Origin of the sequence: Sagittula sp. S175, from assembly GCF_049800975.1 — a bacterium.
Lineage (GTDB): Bacteria > Pseudomonadota > Alphaproteobacteria > Rhodobacterales > Rhodobacteraceae > Sagittula.
Map to the genome: position 1 here is coordinate 201,052 of NZ_JBNAGB010000006.1, position 15,760 is coordinate 216,811.

At 66.1% G+C, this 15,760-nt stretch carries 11 protein-coding genes; 3 read left to right on the plus strand and 8 right to left on the minus strand.

Annotated elements, in window-relative coordinates:
- Nucleotides 1-2: 2 nt before the first annotated feature.
- Nucleotides 3-2,609: an ATP-binding protein gene (locus tag ACP16H_RS10255; RefSeq protein ID WP_425072189.1), complete on the minus strand. Its 2,607-nt coding sequence runs from the start codon at nucleotides 2,607-2,609 to the stop codon at nucleotides 3-5.
- A 117-nt stretch (nucleotides 2,610-2,726) separates the two neighbouring features.
- Nucleotides 2,727-3,191 carry a molybdopterin-dependent oxidoreductase gene (locus ACP16H_RS10260; protein ID WP_425072190.1) on the minus strand — a complete coding sequence of 155 codons (465 nt, stop codon included), beginning with the start codon at nucleotides 3,189-3,191 and terminating at the stop codon, nucleotides 2,727-2,729.
- Between the two features lie 389 nt (nucleotides 3,192-3,580).
- Here ACP16H_RS10260 and ACP16H_RS10265 point away from each other — a divergent pair, with 389 nt between their 5' ends.
- The gene (locus tag ACP16H_RS10265) at nucleotides 3,581-4,183 is read left to right on the plus strand and encodes a response regulator (RefSeq protein WP_425072191.1); all 603 of its coding nucleotides are present in this window, start codon (nucleotides 3,581-3,583) and stop codon (nucleotides 4,181-4,183) included.
- 52 nt (nucleotides 4,184-4,235) lie between these two features.
- On the opposite strand, the gene ACP16H_RS10270 is transcribed toward ACP16H_RS10265, so the two are convergent.
- On the minus strand, nucleotides 4,236-7,280 hold the full coding sequence (locus ACP16H_RS10270) for a CHAT domain-containing protein (RefSeq protein WP_425072192.1): 3,045 nt from the start codon (nucleotides 7,278-7,280) through the stop codon (nucleotides 4,236-4,238).
- A 586-nt stretch (nucleotides 7,281-7,866) separates the two neighbouring features.
- Nucleotides 7,867-10,860 carry an isoleucine--tRNA ligase gene (ileS, locus tag ACP16H_RS10275; protein WP_425072193.1) on the minus strand — a complete coding sequence of 998 codons (2,994 nt, stop codon included), beginning with the start codon at nucleotides 10,858-10,860 and terminating at the stop codon, nucleotides 7,867-7,869.
- A gap of 451 nt (nucleotides 10,861-11,311) precedes the next feature.
- Here ileS and ACP16H_RS10280 point away from each other — a divergent pair, with 451 nt between their 5' ends.
- Together ACP16H_RS10280 and ACP16H_RS10285 are read left to right on the plus strand one after the other, a co-directional pair.
- Complete coding sequence (locus ACP16H_RS10280) at nucleotides 11,312-11,716, plus strand: group III truncated hemoglobin (RefSeq protein ID WP_425072194.1); 405 nt, start codon at nucleotides 11,312-11,314, stop codon at nucleotides 11,714-11,716.
- A gap of 315 nt (nucleotides 11,717-12,031) precedes the next feature.
- Nucleotides 12,032-12,334 carry a hypothetical protein gene (locus ACP16H_RS10285; RefSeq protein ID WP_425072195.1) on the plus strand — a complete coding sequence of 101 codons (303 nt, stop codon included), beginning with the start codon at nucleotides 12,032-12,034 and terminating at the stop codon, nucleotides 12,332-12,334.
- A gap of 118 nt (nucleotides 12,335-12,452) precedes the next feature.
- On the opposite strand, the gene ACP16H_RS10290 is transcribed toward ACP16H_RS10285, so the two are convergent.
- The 4 genes from ACP16H_RS10290 to ACP16H_RS10305 all read right to left on the minus strand — a co-directional run bounded on the left by ACP16H_RS10290 (nucleotide 12,453) and on the right by ACP16H_RS10305 (nucleotide 15,694).
- Nucleotides 12,453-12,920: a DUF2269 family protein gene (locus tag ACP16H_RS10290; protein WP_425072196.1), complete on the minus strand. Its 468-nt coding sequence runs from the start codon at nucleotides 12,918-12,920 to the stop codon at nucleotides 12,453-12,455.
- A complete protein-coding gene (locus tag ACP16H_RS10295; RefSeq protein ID WP_425072197.1) occupies nucleotides 12,921-14,225 on the minus strand; it encodes an SDR family oxidoreductase in 1,305 nt (434 codons plus the stop codon).
- A gap of 149 nt (nucleotides 14,226-14,374) precedes the next feature.
- Nucleotides 14,375-14,764 carry a hypothetical protein gene (locus ACP16H_RS10300; protein WP_425072198.1) on the minus strand — a complete coding sequence of 130 codons (390 nt, stop codon included), beginning with the start codon at nucleotides 14,762-14,764 and terminating at the stop codon, nucleotides 14,375-14,377.
- Nucleotides 14,765-14,980: 216 nt separating this feature from the next.
- On the minus strand, nucleotides 14,981-15,694 hold the full coding sequence (locus ACP16H_RS10305) for a VIT1/CCC1 transporter family protein (RefSeq protein WP_425072199.1): 714 nt from the start codon (nucleotides 15,692-15,694) through the stop codon (nucleotides 14,981-14,983).
- Between the last annotated feature and the right edge of the window lie 66 nt (nucleotides 15,695-15,760).

Genomic DNA, 15,760 nt, shown 5'->3' on the forward strand with positions numbered 1-15,760 from the left:
GCTTAGCCCTGCGGGGAGTCCTCGCGGGGGATGGCCGAGAAGCCCTTGGCGACGAAGGCCGCCTGCGTGGTGGGCCATTCGGTCTGCATCTGGCGGAGTAGCGTGCGCAGCCTGTCGAGCGTTTCGGGCGTCGCGGCGGTCTGGGTCTGACGGAGCAGGTCCGCCATGCGCATGGCGCCGAAGACACCCGCAGATCCGGCCAGTCTGTGCGCCTCGGCGGCAAGGTCTGCATAGGCCGGGTCGGTCGCGTCGAGGGCCTGCGGCAGGGTCGAAAGGAAGGCCTGCATCTCGGTTGCAAAGTCACGCAGGGCGGATTGCAGGCGGTCGGCGGGCAGGTCTTCGAGCAGTTCGGCGAAATGCGCGTCATCCAGAGCGGAATGCGAACCGTCGGCAGCGGGCGTTTCGGAGGGCGTCGCGTGAAGTGACAGCGCGGTGGCCAGAGCGTGACGCAGGCTGCGGGTGGTGATGGGCTTTGTCAGGACGGCGTTCATGCCCGCCGCGTGGAAGGCGCTGACCTCGTCGGGCAGGGCGTGCGCGGTGGTGGCGACGATGGGCGTTGCGATACATGGGCCAGCGCTGCTGCGGATGGCGCGCGAGGCGGCGATACCGTCCAGACCCGGCATGGAAATGTCCATGAGGATGACGTCGAAGGCCTGCTGCGCGGCAAGGTCGACACCGGCCTGACCGTTCTCGGCCTCGGTTACGTAATGGCCGTCGCGGGAGAGCATCTTTTGTGCCACCTCGCGGTTGATGGCGTTGTCCTCGACCAGCAGCACCTTCAAGGGCGGCAGGGCCGGAGCCTCGGGTTCTGTATGGAGGGACATGGGCGGAGGGGGCTGGTCGCCGTTCCGGGGTGGGGCCAGCGGCAGGCGCAGCCAGAAGACCGAGCCGTCGCCAGGTTCGCTTTCGGCGCCCAGATCGCCCCCCAGCGCGGCAGCCAGCCGGGTGGAGATGCCCAGCCCCAGACCGGTGCCGGCGTTGCGCCGCCCGTAGCTGGAATCGATGGTCACGAAGTCATCGAAGATCCGTTGAAGGTCTTCCGGCCTGATCCCCACGCCGGTGTCGATCACGCGGATTTCGACCTCCTGCAGCCCTTCGGAGCAGTCCGCCTCGATGGTGATCCGGCCATTGCGGGTGAACTTGATCGCGTTGGACAGAAGGTTCAGCAGGATCTGCCGCAGGCGGTCGGGGTCGGACCAGACGTTATGCAGTTCGGGGCTGGGCGGGGCCAGCACCAGTTTGTTGCCCTGCGCGCGGGCGCGTTCCGACTGGCTTTCGACGATCTCTTCGAGCAGGGCCACAAGGTCGAAGCGCGTGTTGCGCAGGGTCATCTTGCCCGCGTCCAGCCGCGAGATGTCGAGAACGTCGTTCACATGCGCCAGCAGCGCCTCGCCAGACTGGCGGATGATGCGCAGGTAACGCTTGTTCTCGTCGTCCAGCTGGATGTCGTTGAACAGGTCGATGGTGCCGAGGATGCCGTTGAGGGGCGTGCGCATCTCGTGGCTCATGACGGCCAGCAGTTCGGCCTTCTGCTTTTCCCCAGCGACGGCGCGGTCGCGGGCGTGTTTCAGCGCCTGTTCGCCGCGCACACGGTCCGAGATGTCGCGGATGAAGGCCACGAACATCTCTCCGCGCGGGCTCTTTGCCTCGGCCAGCGACAGGTCGACAGGGAAGATCGTGCCGTCCTTGCGCTGCGCTTCCAGCTGGACGATGCCGCGTCCGATGATGCGTCCCGAACCCGTGCGGGCATAGTGCAGCATGGCCTGACGGTGCATGCCCTGAAAATGCGGCGGGACGATGAGGGATGCCATTTCGGCGCCCACGGCCTCGTCGTGGCTGTAGCCAAAGACCCGCTCGGCGGCGCCGTTCCATTCAACGATGCGGTCGGTGCGGTCGATCACCACGACGGCGTCCAGCGAGGTGGAGATGATCGTCTCCATGCGCTCGCGCGTTTCCTGGTTTCGGAGGGATTCCCGCTCGCGCTGGCGGGCGAGGCGCAGGACGGCGATCATCAGGATCATGAGGATGCCGACGAGCGCGACGGTCATCATGCCAATGGAGGACAGGATGCGCGAAATCTCGATCCGGCGCAAATCGCCGACGCGGGCAAAATAGGCGACGCCATCCAGTGCCAGCGCGCGCAGTTCGCCGCGCAGGGCCGCCGATTCGCCGAAGAAGGCGGGCAAGGCGTCACGCAGGGCGTCATCCGGGCCGTCAACCACGGGCACCCATTTGCTGCGGAACATGAGCGCATCGTCGAGGCGCTGTTCCATGCCCGGCAACTGGCGCAATTCCGCCAGCACCTGCGCCCGGTTCAGCGTGTCGATGCGACTGTAGACGATGTCAAAGCGCAGCCGCACATCCCGCAGGCTGTCGGGCTCGTTCTGTGCCGCCATGATGGCCAGTTGCAGCGCCATGATCTCGGTCTCGGCCTGACCGAGGGTCCATTGCACGTTCTCCGACGCGGAGGCGTCGAGCAGGGTCAGCTGGTGACGGACCTCTATGACGAGGAGAACGATGACGCCGATCAGCAGGGCAACGACGCAGGCAGCGAGGCCTCGCCGCACGAGGGCATTGGGCGAAAAACCGATGGCGCCCTGTCGGATCAAGCGCTGCTCCTGCTGCTTGCGGGGCACGTGTCGGTGCCGGGTAAAGATCGGCTGGGGTGATAGCAGCTTTGTGCGGTCACGTCAGGTGCCTCGTGTCGTCGCGACAGTGTGGGGCGCTCAGGGCGCGACGACAAGACGGACCAGCTGCCAGATGCTGCGCGCGTGATAGGTTTCCGAACGGTAGCGGAGGTCGGAGTCATAGGGGTAGATCAGCCAGATCGGACCCTTGTCCCGGACGGACATCGGATTTCCGTTGCGCTTGATTGCGAGGATGGCGGCATCCTCGGTGACATCTGCAAAGGGAATTTCCACGGCGTAGTCGTTGACCGCGACGGCGCTGATCATGCCGCCCTCGATCCCGAGCAGATCGGCCAGCGTTTTCAGCGGGACGCCTTCGAAGGTCTGCGGGCCTTCGGTCCAGATTGTATGGGTCACGATCTTGCGCAGGCCGAGGTCCTCGAGCATGGCACGGTCAAACTGCGCCGTGTCGCCGACATTGGTCTGGTTGATTTCTCCTGAAATTGTCAGGAGCACATCCCCTTCGGGTGTGCCCAGTTCCTGGGCGTGGAGGGGTGTCGCCATCACAAGAATGGCCAAGAAAGTTTTGAAATATCTCATAAAGAGCTTTTCCATAACATTAACCTTCGTTAATGACACTGGCATCAGCGGACATACAGAACCGTATCGCAACTGACGCCAGTTCGCTACTGCGGGTGTCACGAAATGTGCAAGTGCATTCGTATAGGCTGTGCGGTATAGGCAAATACCCGCATCGTTTATTTACCTTTTGTTAACTTTATCGGTGGTTGCACAACCTTGGTCGGGATTGTGATCCTGTACTGTATGGCCGACATGTAAGTGGTGTCTTAATCTTCGCGGGCGTAAAGTCGTTCATGCGCGAGCGGAGTGGCAATTCGGGGCACCTGTGCGCAATGTGAATGGCGCCGGGGTAGGGCAGAAAGGACATCGCTATGCGGATTCTTGTGGCAGACGATCACGATCTGGTCCGCGAGACCATTGCAGCCTTTCTGGACGGGGCCGATATCGACGAGGTCCAGACCGTCGCCACGCTGGACGAGGCCGTGCGCGCGGCGAAGGCTTCGGGCAGTTTCGATCTGGTTCTTCTGGATTACAACATGCCGGGAATGAACGGGCTTGAGGGGCTTGGCCGCATGCGGGAAGCCAACGATGGCCGCCCGGTGGCGATCCTGTCCGGCAGCGCATCGCGCGACGTGGCGGATGCGGCACTGAAGTCCGGGGCGCAAGGGTTCATTCCGAAGACGCTCAGCGCCCGGTCGCTGCTGACGGCCGCGCGGTTCATGGCGGCGGGCGAGATATACGCGCCCATCGATTTCATGCAAAAACCGGCGGACGAGACCGGCGGCACGCTGACACGGCGGGAGCTGGAGGTGCTGCGCGGCATCTGCGAGGGCAAGTCCAACAAGGAAATCGCCCGCGACCTGGAGTTGCAGGAAGTTACGGTGAAGCTGCATGTGAAGACCCTGTCGCGCAAGCTGGAGGCGCGCAACCGCACCCACGCCGCAATGATCGCGCGCGACCGCGGGCTGGCCTGAGGGTTGGTTTGACGGCGGGCTTGACTGTTGATTTGACGACGGGCCCGCGGGATCAGATGCGGTCATTCGCCGCCCCGTAGTGGATGTAATTCACCCATTCCGCGCTGCCCTTGGCGTTCACGTCCCGCCGTGCGCGGGTCAGGGCCGCGCCGATGGTCTCGTTGCGGATGCCCTCGTAGAACATTGATGAGAATTGCAGCGCCGTGTCGTCGTAGACCGGCCAGAACGTCCCCACGAGGTGCCGCACACCCGCCAGCAGGAAGGCCTCGGCGAGGCCCGAGTTGCGGGCGGCGAAGTCCTGCGGCGTGGGCTCGGCGGCGTCGGGGTCGGGGGCCTTGCGGACGCGCCCGGATTCACAGGCATTGAGGAAGACGAAGCCCGGCACCTGCGCCATCTGCGCGATGTCAGTGCCGTGCAGGTACTGGTTCCCGGCCAGCACAAGCCCGCTGCGGGCGCGGTCTGTGGCCTCGAAGAACGCGTGCCCGGCGTAGTGGAAGACGTCGAACAGCTTGTCACTGTCCGAGCAGCCCAGCAGCTCGGTGACGGCGTGCAGCGTGGCCTCGGCGCCGGATTTCGTGCGCAGGGCAAAGCCGTCGTGGCCCAGCAGGGTGGACTTGATCGCCTCGGCCTCGGCGCGGGCACCGCGCAGGTTCTCGGTTGGATCGGAGACCAGCAACATCCTGATATCGCGGGCAGATCGGACCTGTAGCGGACGGCGGGCGGACCGGCTGACTCCGGCGGCGGCGGGCAGATACCAGCGGCTGATGCCGCCGTTCAGCGCGATCGGCGGACCGCCCAGATGCAGCACCTCCCACGGGATGCGCGAGGCCCAGGCGTCGCAAATGATCTGCAGGCCGTAGCCGGAGTCGTGGTCGTACTCGAACGCATCGAGGAAGTCGCGGTGCAGGATCAGGTGCTCGATTTCATCCGCGATCTTCGGCAGCTGGTCCGGGCTGGGGGATTTGGACAGCGGCTCCATCCGCGTGGTGAGATCGTTCAGGCCAAAGTGCGCCTCGGAGGTCTGGACGCTGGCGCGGGTCCGCCCGGAGCCGGAAACATGGTGCAGGAACAACGCGATACGCGGATTGGCGGTCTCCACTCCGGTGATCTCGGCGCGCACGGTGAAGATGTCCGGCAGCGGCTGGCGCTGGCGCGGAGCGTTGCGGCGGGGACCACGGGCGGCGGGGGCGGGTTTCTCCTGCACGACGATTTCGCAGTCGGGCATGTTCACGTCGGCGAAGGTCTTGTTCAGGCTGCGCACGATGCCGGTGTAGCGGTCCTTGTCGAATTCGCAGATGCGGATGCAGGAAAACGATTGGTCCTCGTCCCAATCCTCCAGCGCCTCGAAGATGCCGGTGAAGAGGGCCTGGAAGATCTTGACCGGGGCGGGGCCGGAGCCCGCGCCGGGGAGGATGCTTGCGAAACTCGCGACCTCGGAAATGCACAGCGATCGCATGAGGTTACGGCCCGCGACGCGGACGGCGGAGAGGATGGTGTCCTCGGGGCCAAAGGGGCCGAGGCCGACGATGACCACATGCGAGGTGCGCAGGTGGTGGCGCGGGATGGGGATGAAGCTGACCTCGCCCTTGCGGCCGCTGATCTGACCGTCCGCCAGAAGCGCCGAGAGGATGCCGCCGAGTTCGTGGTCTACCGCACCGATGGCGCCGCCGAGGGTGGTGACTCCTTCAAAGATACCAAAGACATAGGCGTCCGCAGGCACATCGAGGATATCGGCGTTCATGACGTTGATGTTGATGCGGCGCAGCGCGGTACGCTGGCGGGTGTAGACGTGTGTCTGGGGTTCGGGTTCCGGCTGCGGTGTCGGGACGGGCGGTTCCGGGGCTGGCTGGATCGGCTGGAGATCGGCGGTGGCGGCGAGGAAACCTTCGAGAAGGGCGGCGTCGCTGACGGCGTCGGGGGCATCCGCTTCGCGGGGAAGGCCGCTGCGGGCGGCGCTGCGCAGGGTCTTTTCGTCGTGCGTTTTCGGCGTCGTGCGGCGCGAGAGCGCGTCGGGCGTGGTGGCGAGGGACGGTTTACGGCCGCTGAGGATATCGTCGCAGGCCTTTATTAACAAAGACTGATTGCACAGTCCGCCGTGCTCCCCCTCGACGTAATAGCGGTTGGCGGCCCCGTCCATCTCGGCCAGGTCGCGGGGCACCGTGCCGTCACCATCGGTGTCCGAGGTGAACTCCATGGAATCGCTGTCGATTTTCACACCGCGCAGGGTCTCGTGACCGAGGCCGATGATCTGGGTGAAGCGGTCATCGGGCGGCGGCAGGTCGGACTGGGCCGTGGCTGCGAGGGCGAGGGCGTCACCGGGGGGGAGGGACGTGCCGGAAGGCCAGAAATCTGTTTTGAACCAATGCTCTGCGGGACGGGCGTCGGGGCTGGGGAGCATCTCGAGCAGGCCGGGGAGACGGCACATGACCTGATCGACGAGCTGTTTGGGGGAGTGTGTCTTGTCCAGACGGGCGAGGAGGTGGACGTTCTTGTGCAGCCCGCGCAGGACGGTGACCGGGGCGTAGGAGCCGCGGTTCGGGGTGCCCAAGGTGATGACATTGCGGATCTTTTCGCGGTTTCCGGCGGCAAGGGCACGGCCCACGAGGCCGCCCATGGAATGACAGATCAGCGAGACGGGGCCCGTGGCCTGTTCGATCAATGGGCTGATTTTATTGGCAATATCCGGGACGCTATGACGCCAGTCAAAGGGGATGTGCTGGACCTTGTAGCCCTTCAGTTGCAGGGCGAGGCGCATCCGGGTGTAGGCGAAGTGAAAGATGCCGGAGGCGAAAATATCGTGGGAATCCGGGTATTTGAGTTCGGATATGCGGCCCATGCGCAGGGCGAGGGGGTTCAGCCAGACCAGGTCGGTGTCGCGGGGTTCGCGCACCGACAGCTTTGATCCCATGATGCCGGGGAGGATAAACACTTGGCCGGAATGGCTTTTCCGGGTCGGGCGGGTGGCCTGATCCTGCCGCGCGAGATGGCGGAGTTCCTCGTAGAGCGGGTCGCCGAAGCTGTCGCGCAGTTCGGCCTCGCGGTCGCCGGAGACAAGGAGGGCGTCAAGCTCCTCCTCGGAGAGGGGCGGCAGGGACATGAAAATTTCTTTCGTTACGACAAAGGGTTGTGCAGGAATGGCCCGACGGTAATGGGGCTATTAAGACATTTTTCCGAGGTGCGCGTCAAGGTTGAGCTGCCCTTGCGGCAATGCCACGAAAGCGGTGCGCGCGGTCTGTTACTTTCAGGATGTTTTTACCGTACCGGCCGGAAATGCGCCGAGTCCCGGCCGATTGGTAAGGATATCGACTCGGGGAATTGGGCGCGAGAGGGCGCAGTTAACGCGGCGGGCGCTGGGGAAACGGTGGGTTTGCCCCGAGTCGGAGGCGGAAAAGGCCGAAAAGTTTTCGCGCGAAACCGGAGGGATGCGCGGAGCGTTTCGCGCGAAACGAAAGGTTAAAGTGACGTTACGGAATAATTAACCAAACTCACGGTAGGGTGAGGCGGCACAGGTGGGTTGCAAACCCACCCTACGGATCGTGACGGGCCGTCGGGGATAAGTCCGGGGGTAGGCGGAAACTTGAAAAGTTTCCGGGGCAGTTTCCTTGCAGGAAACCGGTTGCGCGTCGGGAAAGGAAAAGGCCCCGCCGGTGAGGGCAGGGCCTTTGGGAATTGGTGGCGCGCGATCAGAGCGCTTCGTCGCAGCGCGCGCAGGTGGCCGGGTGTTCGTGGGTGCCCACGTCCGGCAGGATCTTCCAGCAGCGCTGGCACTTCTCGCCCTCGGCCTTGGCGAAGACCACGGCGATCTCCGGCACGTCGGTGACGCGGAAGGCGTCATCGGGCGCAGGCGCGTCGGTCAGCGTGATGGCCGAGGTGATGCAGACATCCTCGAACGGGATGCTCTGCAGCGAGGCCAGCAGGGCCGCGTCGGAGACATGCACGGTCGGCGCGGCCTCGAGCGAGGCGCCGATGACCTTGTCGGTGCGCTGCACTTCGAGGGCGGCAGTGACGGCGCGGCGGGCGCGGCGGACCTTTTGCCATTTGTCAGCAAGGGGCTGGTTCGTCCAGTCGGCGGGCGTCTCGGGGATGTCCTGAAGGTGGACCGAGGAAGTGTCGCCCGGGAAGCGTTCCAGCCAGACTTCCTCCATCGTGAAGACGAGGATCGGTGCGAGCCAGGTCGTCAGGCGGTGGAAGAGCGCATCCATGACGGTGCGCGCGGCGCGGCGGCGGGCGGTGTCGCCGTCGCAGTACAGCGCGTCCTTGCGGATGTCGAAGTAGAAGGCCGAGAGTTCGATGGTGCAGAAGTTGAACACCTGCTGGAACACGCCCTGGAAGTCGTACTTGGTGTAGCCCTCGCGGACGGTCTTATCGAGTTCGGTCAGGCGGTGCAGGATGTATTGTTCCAGCTCCGGCATGTCCTGCGGCTGAACGCGCTGGTCCTCGGTGAAATGGCTGACCGCGCCCAGCAGGTAGCGCATGGTGTTGCGCAGGCGGCGGTAGCTGTCGGCCACGTTCTTGAGGATTTCCTTACCGATGCGCAGGTCGGCGGTGTAATCCGACTGCGCCACCCAGAGGCGGAGGATGTCGGCGCCGTATTCCTTGATGACATCCTCTGGCGCCACGGTATTGCCGAGCGATTTGGACATCTTGTTGCCCTTCTCGTCCAGCGTGAAGCCGTGGGTCAGCACGCCGCGATAGGGCGCGCGGCCACGGGTGCCGCAGGCCTGAAGCATCGAGGAATGGAACCAGCCGCGGTGCTGGTCGGTGCCTTCGAGGTAGAGGTCGGCGAGGCCGTCCTTGGTGCCGTCCGGTCGGTCGCGCAGGACGAAGGCGTGCGTGGAGCCGGAGTCGAACCAGACGTCGAGCACGTCAAAGACCTGATCCCATTCCGAGGGGTCGTAGTCGTTGCCGAGGAAGCGTTCCTTGGCGCCGTCCTTGTACCATGCGTCGGCACCTTCGGACTCGAAGGCTTCGAGGATGCGGGCGTTGACGGCTGCGTCCTGCAGCAGGAAGCCGTCCTCGTCCGGCTGCACGCCCTTGCGGGTGAAGCAGGTGAGCGGGACGCCCCATGCGCGCTGACGCGACAGGACCCAGTCCGGCCGCGCCTCGATCATGGAATAAAGGCGGTTGCGGCCGGTCTGCGGGGTCCAGGTTACGAGTTCGTCGATGGAGGTCAGGGCGCGCTGGCGGATGGTCTTGCCATAGGCGTCGTTGCCGTCGCCGACCTCGCGGTCGATGGCGGCGAACCACTGCGGGCGGTTGAGGCGGATCACAGGGGCCTTGGAACGCCAGGAATGCGCGTCCGAGATGGTCAGGCGCTGGCGGGCAAGCAGACCGTGCAGTTCGACCAGCTTGTCGATGACCGCCTTGTTCGCCTTGCCCGGCTTGCCTTTCTCGTCATAGACGCGCAGGCCGCCAAAGAACGGCAGGTCGGCGCGGAAGCTGGAATCGTCCATGATGTTGTAGGTCATGGGCAGGCCGTGCTTCAGCCCGATCATATAGTCGTCGTCACCGTGCGAGGGCGCGGTGTGCACGAAACCCGTACCTGCATCTGCGGTGACGTGATCGCCCGACAGCATCGGCACGGTGAAGTTCCACTCGCCCGCGGCCTCGGGCGCGCCCTCGAAGGGGTGGGCGAGGGTCATGCATTTCAGCAGTTGCGGCGGCGCGTCGCGCAGGCGGCGCACCATGTGCGGTTCCAGACGGGCACGGGCAAAGGTCGCCTCGGCCAGATCATCGGCGAGGATGTATTTCTGTTCCTTGACGGCCCAGCATTCCTCGGGCGTGTCGAGGATCTCGTAGATGCCGTACTTGATATCGTCGTTGTAGCAGACGGCGCGGTTCTGCGGGATGGTCCAGGGCGTGGTGGTCCAGATGATGACATAGGCGTCGGCGCAATCCATCGTCAGCGACTGCACCTCGGCCTGGTAGGCCTCCTCGCCCACCTGGTCGATCATGAAATCCACCAGCTCGTCGGAGCCGGAGATGCCGGCCACGCGGAACTTCACCCAGATCGCGTCGGTCTGGCGGTCGTGGTATTCAACCTCGGCCTCGGCCAGGGCGGTCTTTTCGACAGGCGACCACATGACGGGCTTGGACCCCTGGTAGAGCACGCCGTTCATCAGGAACTTCTGGAATTCCTCGGCGATGACACGCTCGGCGTGGAAGTCCATGGTCAGGTAGGGATCCGCCCAGTTGCCGGTGATGCCGAGGCGCTTGAACTCCTCGCGCTGGATGTCGATCCAGCCCTCGGCGAACTTGCGGCATTCCTGGCGGAAGGAGACGACGTCGACCTCGTCCTTGTCGAGGCCCTTGGCGCGGTACTGCTCCTCGATCTTCCACTCGATCGGCAGGCCGTGGCAGTCCCAGCCGGGGACGTAGCGGGCATCGCGGCCCATCATCTGCTGCGAGCGGACGATGAAGTCCTTCAACGTCTTGTTCAGCGCGTGACCGATGTGCAGGTGACCGTTGGCGTAAGGAGGGCCGTCATGCAGGGTGAAGGGCTCGCGTCCGCCGTCTTCGGCCTTGGTGCGGAGCTGGCCGTAAACGTCCATGTCCGCCCAGCGCTTGAGCCAGTCGGGTTCGCGCTTGGGCAGGCCCGCGCGCATCGGGAAGTCGGTTACGGGCAGGGCGAGGGTGTCTTTGTAGTCAGGGGTGGTGTCGGGAGTGTCGGCGCACATGGGGGGCGTCCTGTCGATCTGTCGTGTCACTGGAAGGGTGCGGTCGGCGCGGGAAGCCCATGCGCCTTGTCCCGGCGTCTGGAGGTCAGAGCGCCGGGCAAATAATTCGAATGATGATCGCGGTGCGTATCGTCATGCGCGCCTTATAGGACGCAAGGGCAGAGGGGTCCAGAGGGGACGGGCGTGGCTCGGGGCCGCTCTCCACAGGGCGTCCCACGCAGGGAGGACGTACCGCCGCCCCTGCTTCTTTGGTTTCCCAAATACCTCGGGGGGTGAGGCCCGGTCCGGCGCAGCCGGTGAAAGGTCCGGGGGACCTTTCAAGGGCCGAACGGGGCGGAGCCCCGACTTCACCGGGACACCGTGACGCCTTGCATGGGGCGCGCCGCGGGTCCATCTGGGGGGTACGATTTCTCGACGAGAAATCGGGCAGCGCGCGTGGAAGGGGAGGCTCATGGCCGCATTGGCGAAATTCGACGTGACCCGCGACGAGATCGAGCGCGTGGTGGCGACCTTCTACGATGCCGTCCGACGGCATCCGGGGCTGGGTCCGGTCTTTGCCGCGCATGTCACCGACTGGCCGTCGCACGAGGCGAAGGTGGCCTCCTTCTGGGCCAATGCGATCCTCTATGAAAAGGGCTATGACGGCAATCCGCTGATCGTGCACCGGGATGCGGGCAACGTGCGGCCGGGGATGTTCGAGACATGGCTGGGGCTGTTCGACTCTGTCCTGCGGCTGGAATTGCGCCCCGATCAGGCCGAAGCCTGGTCGGCGCTGGCGCACCGTATCGGGGCCAGCTTGCGCGCGGGGGTGGTCGAGCGCATGAGCGGGCCGGGGGGCGTGCCGATCCTGCGATGAGTCGCTGTATCCGGGCGCGCGGAGCGTGGCCTTCGGATTTCTCCTTTCGTTATCAAATTGTTAACTGTCTCGTGCGAAGCCGTCTCCTCACGGGTTTCGTGATTTGCGTCGGTGGGTTTTGGCCGATGCGAATCGTCGCTTTGGGCGGGTCCGAGCCGGTCCACGCCGATCTGCGCGACAGCCGTTGAGCTGTGGCACAAAGGCCCCATCTTTGCCTCAGCGCAGAGGCGCACGGGATAGCCCCGCGCCCCATGCCGAGGCCTTGAACAGCCCGGTCCTGTGCAGGTTTTACGTGTTTGCAGGGAGGAGGCCCCGATGACCTACGAAGCTCAAGGCGATGCAAGGCCCCCGTACATGCGGCCCTCGTATATGCGGGCGCCGTTCATGCTGGACATGCGCGCGCCGGTTCGTTCGACGCGGCTGAGCGCGGGCAGCTGGCTGGGCCTGATCGTGGCGGGGCTGGTGATCCTCGCCGGGGCCATCGCCGTCAGCCTGTCCCCGGGCCTGACCGAGGCGCAGGGCCCGATGTCCGGCCAGTCGCGGCTGGTGCAGGTGATGCCGACAGATGGCGCCGGAACGGAGCGTCCGGCGGCCATGCAGATTCCGCCATCCGAGTGAAAGCCGCCCGGAACGCTGCCGGGCGCGTCGTTATCCCCCATGCGGGTGGCGGGAACGGGCCGGGGGTCTTTGGACCTCCGGCCTTTTTGTATGCGTTTTGGGGGCGTGGTCTGCTGCGTTACCCGAGGGACGGGCGCGTCAGCATCAGCCAGAGGATCGCGGCCACGGCAAAGAAGGCCGGAAAGCCGCAGATGAACCAGATGCGGAACAGCCTGAAGTAGCGCTCTGGCAGCGGTTGGCCGCTGTCGCGCGCCGCGCGGGCAAGGTCGCGCAGGCGGATCTGGATCCAGACCACCGGCAGCCAGAACAGCCCCGTCAGCACGTAGAGCACCAGTGACAGCGCCAGCCAGCCCTCGGTCAGCGGCCAGCCGATCTCGCGCGCGAGGAGGTAGCCGGTGACAGGCTGGGCGATGACGGCGGTGGCGGTGAACAGCGTGTCCGCCAGCACGACGGTCCCGGCGGTGTGGGCGATGATCCTTGCATCGCGGCTCAGGTGCGCCATCAGCATGAAGAATGCGATGCCCGCCCCGGTGCCGAACAGCACGGTCGCGCCGATGACGTGCAGCCAGCGGAGGATCTCTTCCATTCAGCGGGTCTCCATCAGCGTGGGCGTGAGGGCGGCGAGCATCACGGCGGGCAGGACCTTGACCAGCGGACCAAGCGGGTCAGCCCACATCTCGGGCGTCAGGACCGTGGCCGAAGCGAGGTAGATCACCGAGGTGGCGATCATGGCGGCGCAGGCGCGCGGGGCGGAGGGGCGGTGCAGCACGGCGAGGCCGAGGGCGATATCCACCAGCGACCAGAAGGCGACAGAGGCCCTGGCGAGGCCGGGCGGCCAGCCGATGGCGGTCAGGTGGGTCGCGGCGTCGTCCAGGTGGACCAGCGCGATGACGCCGGAGAGCAGCCAGAACAGGCAAAGCGTCGCGATGGCGAGCGGCATGAGCAGGGCGGCGCGGGCCTGCAGGCGATGCTCGGGGCCGAGGGCGGCGTGTGACAGGGTGTCCGTCAGGGGCGTCAGCGGACCATGCCGGGCGCGCCACGGGGCGGGATCGCCGGTGACACCGCCGTCCAGCACCCGGATCGCGGTGGACCGCAGCGGGCTGCGCCAGCCGAGGTGTGCGAGAGCATCGGCAATGCGCGCGGTGGGGGCGAGGGTCCATTCCGGCACGGTGAATGTCAGGTGCGCCGGGGCAAAGCCCAGCGCGTGACGATGCGCGGCGATGACCTGCGACAGCGGGTGCGCCGCGTCCTCGACAAGGTCCCAGATGGTGCCGGGGGGCAGGGTCAGGGCGGTCTCGACCGCCTGCGCCAGATCGCCGAGCGCCACGGTCTGTACGGGCGTGTCGGGCAGCGCCTGCGGCTGCACCCATGGCACGGCGGCCAGCATCCGCAGCAGGGCGGTGCCGCCATAGGCGCTTTGCCCGATGACAAGACCGGGGCGCAGGATCACCGCCTCGGCCCCCGAAGCCAGGAGCGCCGCGTCCCCCCGCGCCTTCGACGCGAAGAAGATGGTCGGATGATCCGCCCGCACCCCGGCTGCCGAGACCTGCACGACGCGGATGCCGCGCGCCGCCGCCTCGGCCCCCAATGTCGCCAGAGCGTGATGGTGCAGCGCTTCCAGATCGTTGCCCGGCCCGTCCTGAAGCGCGCCCGCGCAGTTCACCACCGCATCGAGGCCGTCCAGAAGTGCGGGCCAGTCGGTCGCGGCCATGCGCGCCAGATCGGCGCTGCGGAACGGCAGATGCGGCAGCACGCGGGCCGCGGCGCGTGCATCGCGCCCCGAGGCGATCACCGTATGCCCCTGACCGGACAGATGCCGACAGACCTCCGCCCCGATCAGCCCGTAGGCGCCAAGGACGAGGATGCGCAGCGGAAAGGGTTGGTCGGCCATGGAACCTCCGGGGAGTTGGGCGGGAGTGTTCCGACGCGGCGCGGGGAATGTCCAGACGCTTGCGGCCCCGGCAACCTCGACGGGGTGGGAGACCCGAGGTTGCCGGAGCCTTGCGGCCCGCTCGACGGTCAAGACGGGCCTTGCGACCCTCAGGCTGCGATGCGCGCCGGACCCCGGGGACAGGGCTGGGCAACATCGGCCTGAGGGCCAGACCGCGCCTCGCGGGCGAGGGCGGCCCATGGGATCTGGGCGGGCGGAATGGCACCGGGACGGCGCAGCCCGCCGCGCAGCACAAGGGCAGTCAGGCTGAGGCCAACCCAGGCCAGCGGAACAATTGCCGCCACAGGCGACAGCAGACCGAATGCTGGCGGGATCAGGCACAGCCCGCCAAGAACGTGGCACAGGAACGACCCGACCGACGCCCGCCCGCGCGGCCGCAGACTGTGCGCCGCATAAGCGCAAAGGATCAACACAGCCCCGAGAACGGCGAGAAACTGCAAGACATCAAAGGACAAGAAGCCGGGAAAGGCGTTGGTCATGGCAAGCACCTCGAGAGAAACGGATTGGTCTGAATGCGCCCACTATGGGTCAGCCCCGCGCGGCGGTTAAGTGGGGAATACCCCACCGAACAGACGAGGCTCACGAAGGCACGCCGGCCTTTGCCTTCATCTTGATGAAAATACCCTCGGGGGAGTCTCCGCAGGAGACCGGGGGCAGCGCCCCCGCCTCACCGAAGGTGAGCTCCGGACACGCCCCTAGCCGAACAGCGTCCCGACATAATAGGCAATCGCCGCCGCCACACCGCCCACGGCCAACGTCTCCAGCCCCGACCGCCACCAGGGCGACAGCGACCAGACGCTTTTCAGCGTGCCGATGCCAAAGAAGGTCGCCAGCGTCATGCCCGCCGCCACGGCAAAGGCGTTTTCCAACCCCAGAAGAAAGGGCAGCATCGGCACCAGCCCGGCCACGAGAAAGGCGGCAAAGGTCACCAGCGCGGCGCGCATGGGGTGAGGATCGACGGAGCCCAGTCCGTATTCGCCGTCCAGCATCAGGTCGATCCAGGCGCGGCGGTTCTGGCTGATCTGGTCCGTCGCGTCCTCCAGCGTGGCACCGGACAGGCCCTTCGAGGCAAGGATGGCGCGCAGTTCGGCGCGCTCGCCTTCGGGGAAGCGGGCGATGTGGTCCTCTTCGATGCGGCGGATGCGGCGGATGTTGTCCAGTTCGGCCTTGGTGGCTGAATAATTCCCGGCGGCCATGGAAAATCCGTCCGCCAGCACGTTGGCAAAGCCCAGCGCCAGCACGATGAAGGGCGACAGCCCCGCGCCCTCGACGCCCGCGACGATGGCAAAGGTGGTCACCGCGCCGTCGATGGCACCGTAGACCACGTCGCGCAGGTCGCCGCGTCCGGGCGGGGCGGCGAGGCGGGCGGCAATCTCGGCCTCGGAGTGGCCGTGGTTCGGGTCGATCATGGCGCTCTCTTTCGGCGGCCGTAGGTCGGGGGTGTCCCCCGACCTAGCTGGTGGCAAAGGGCGCGG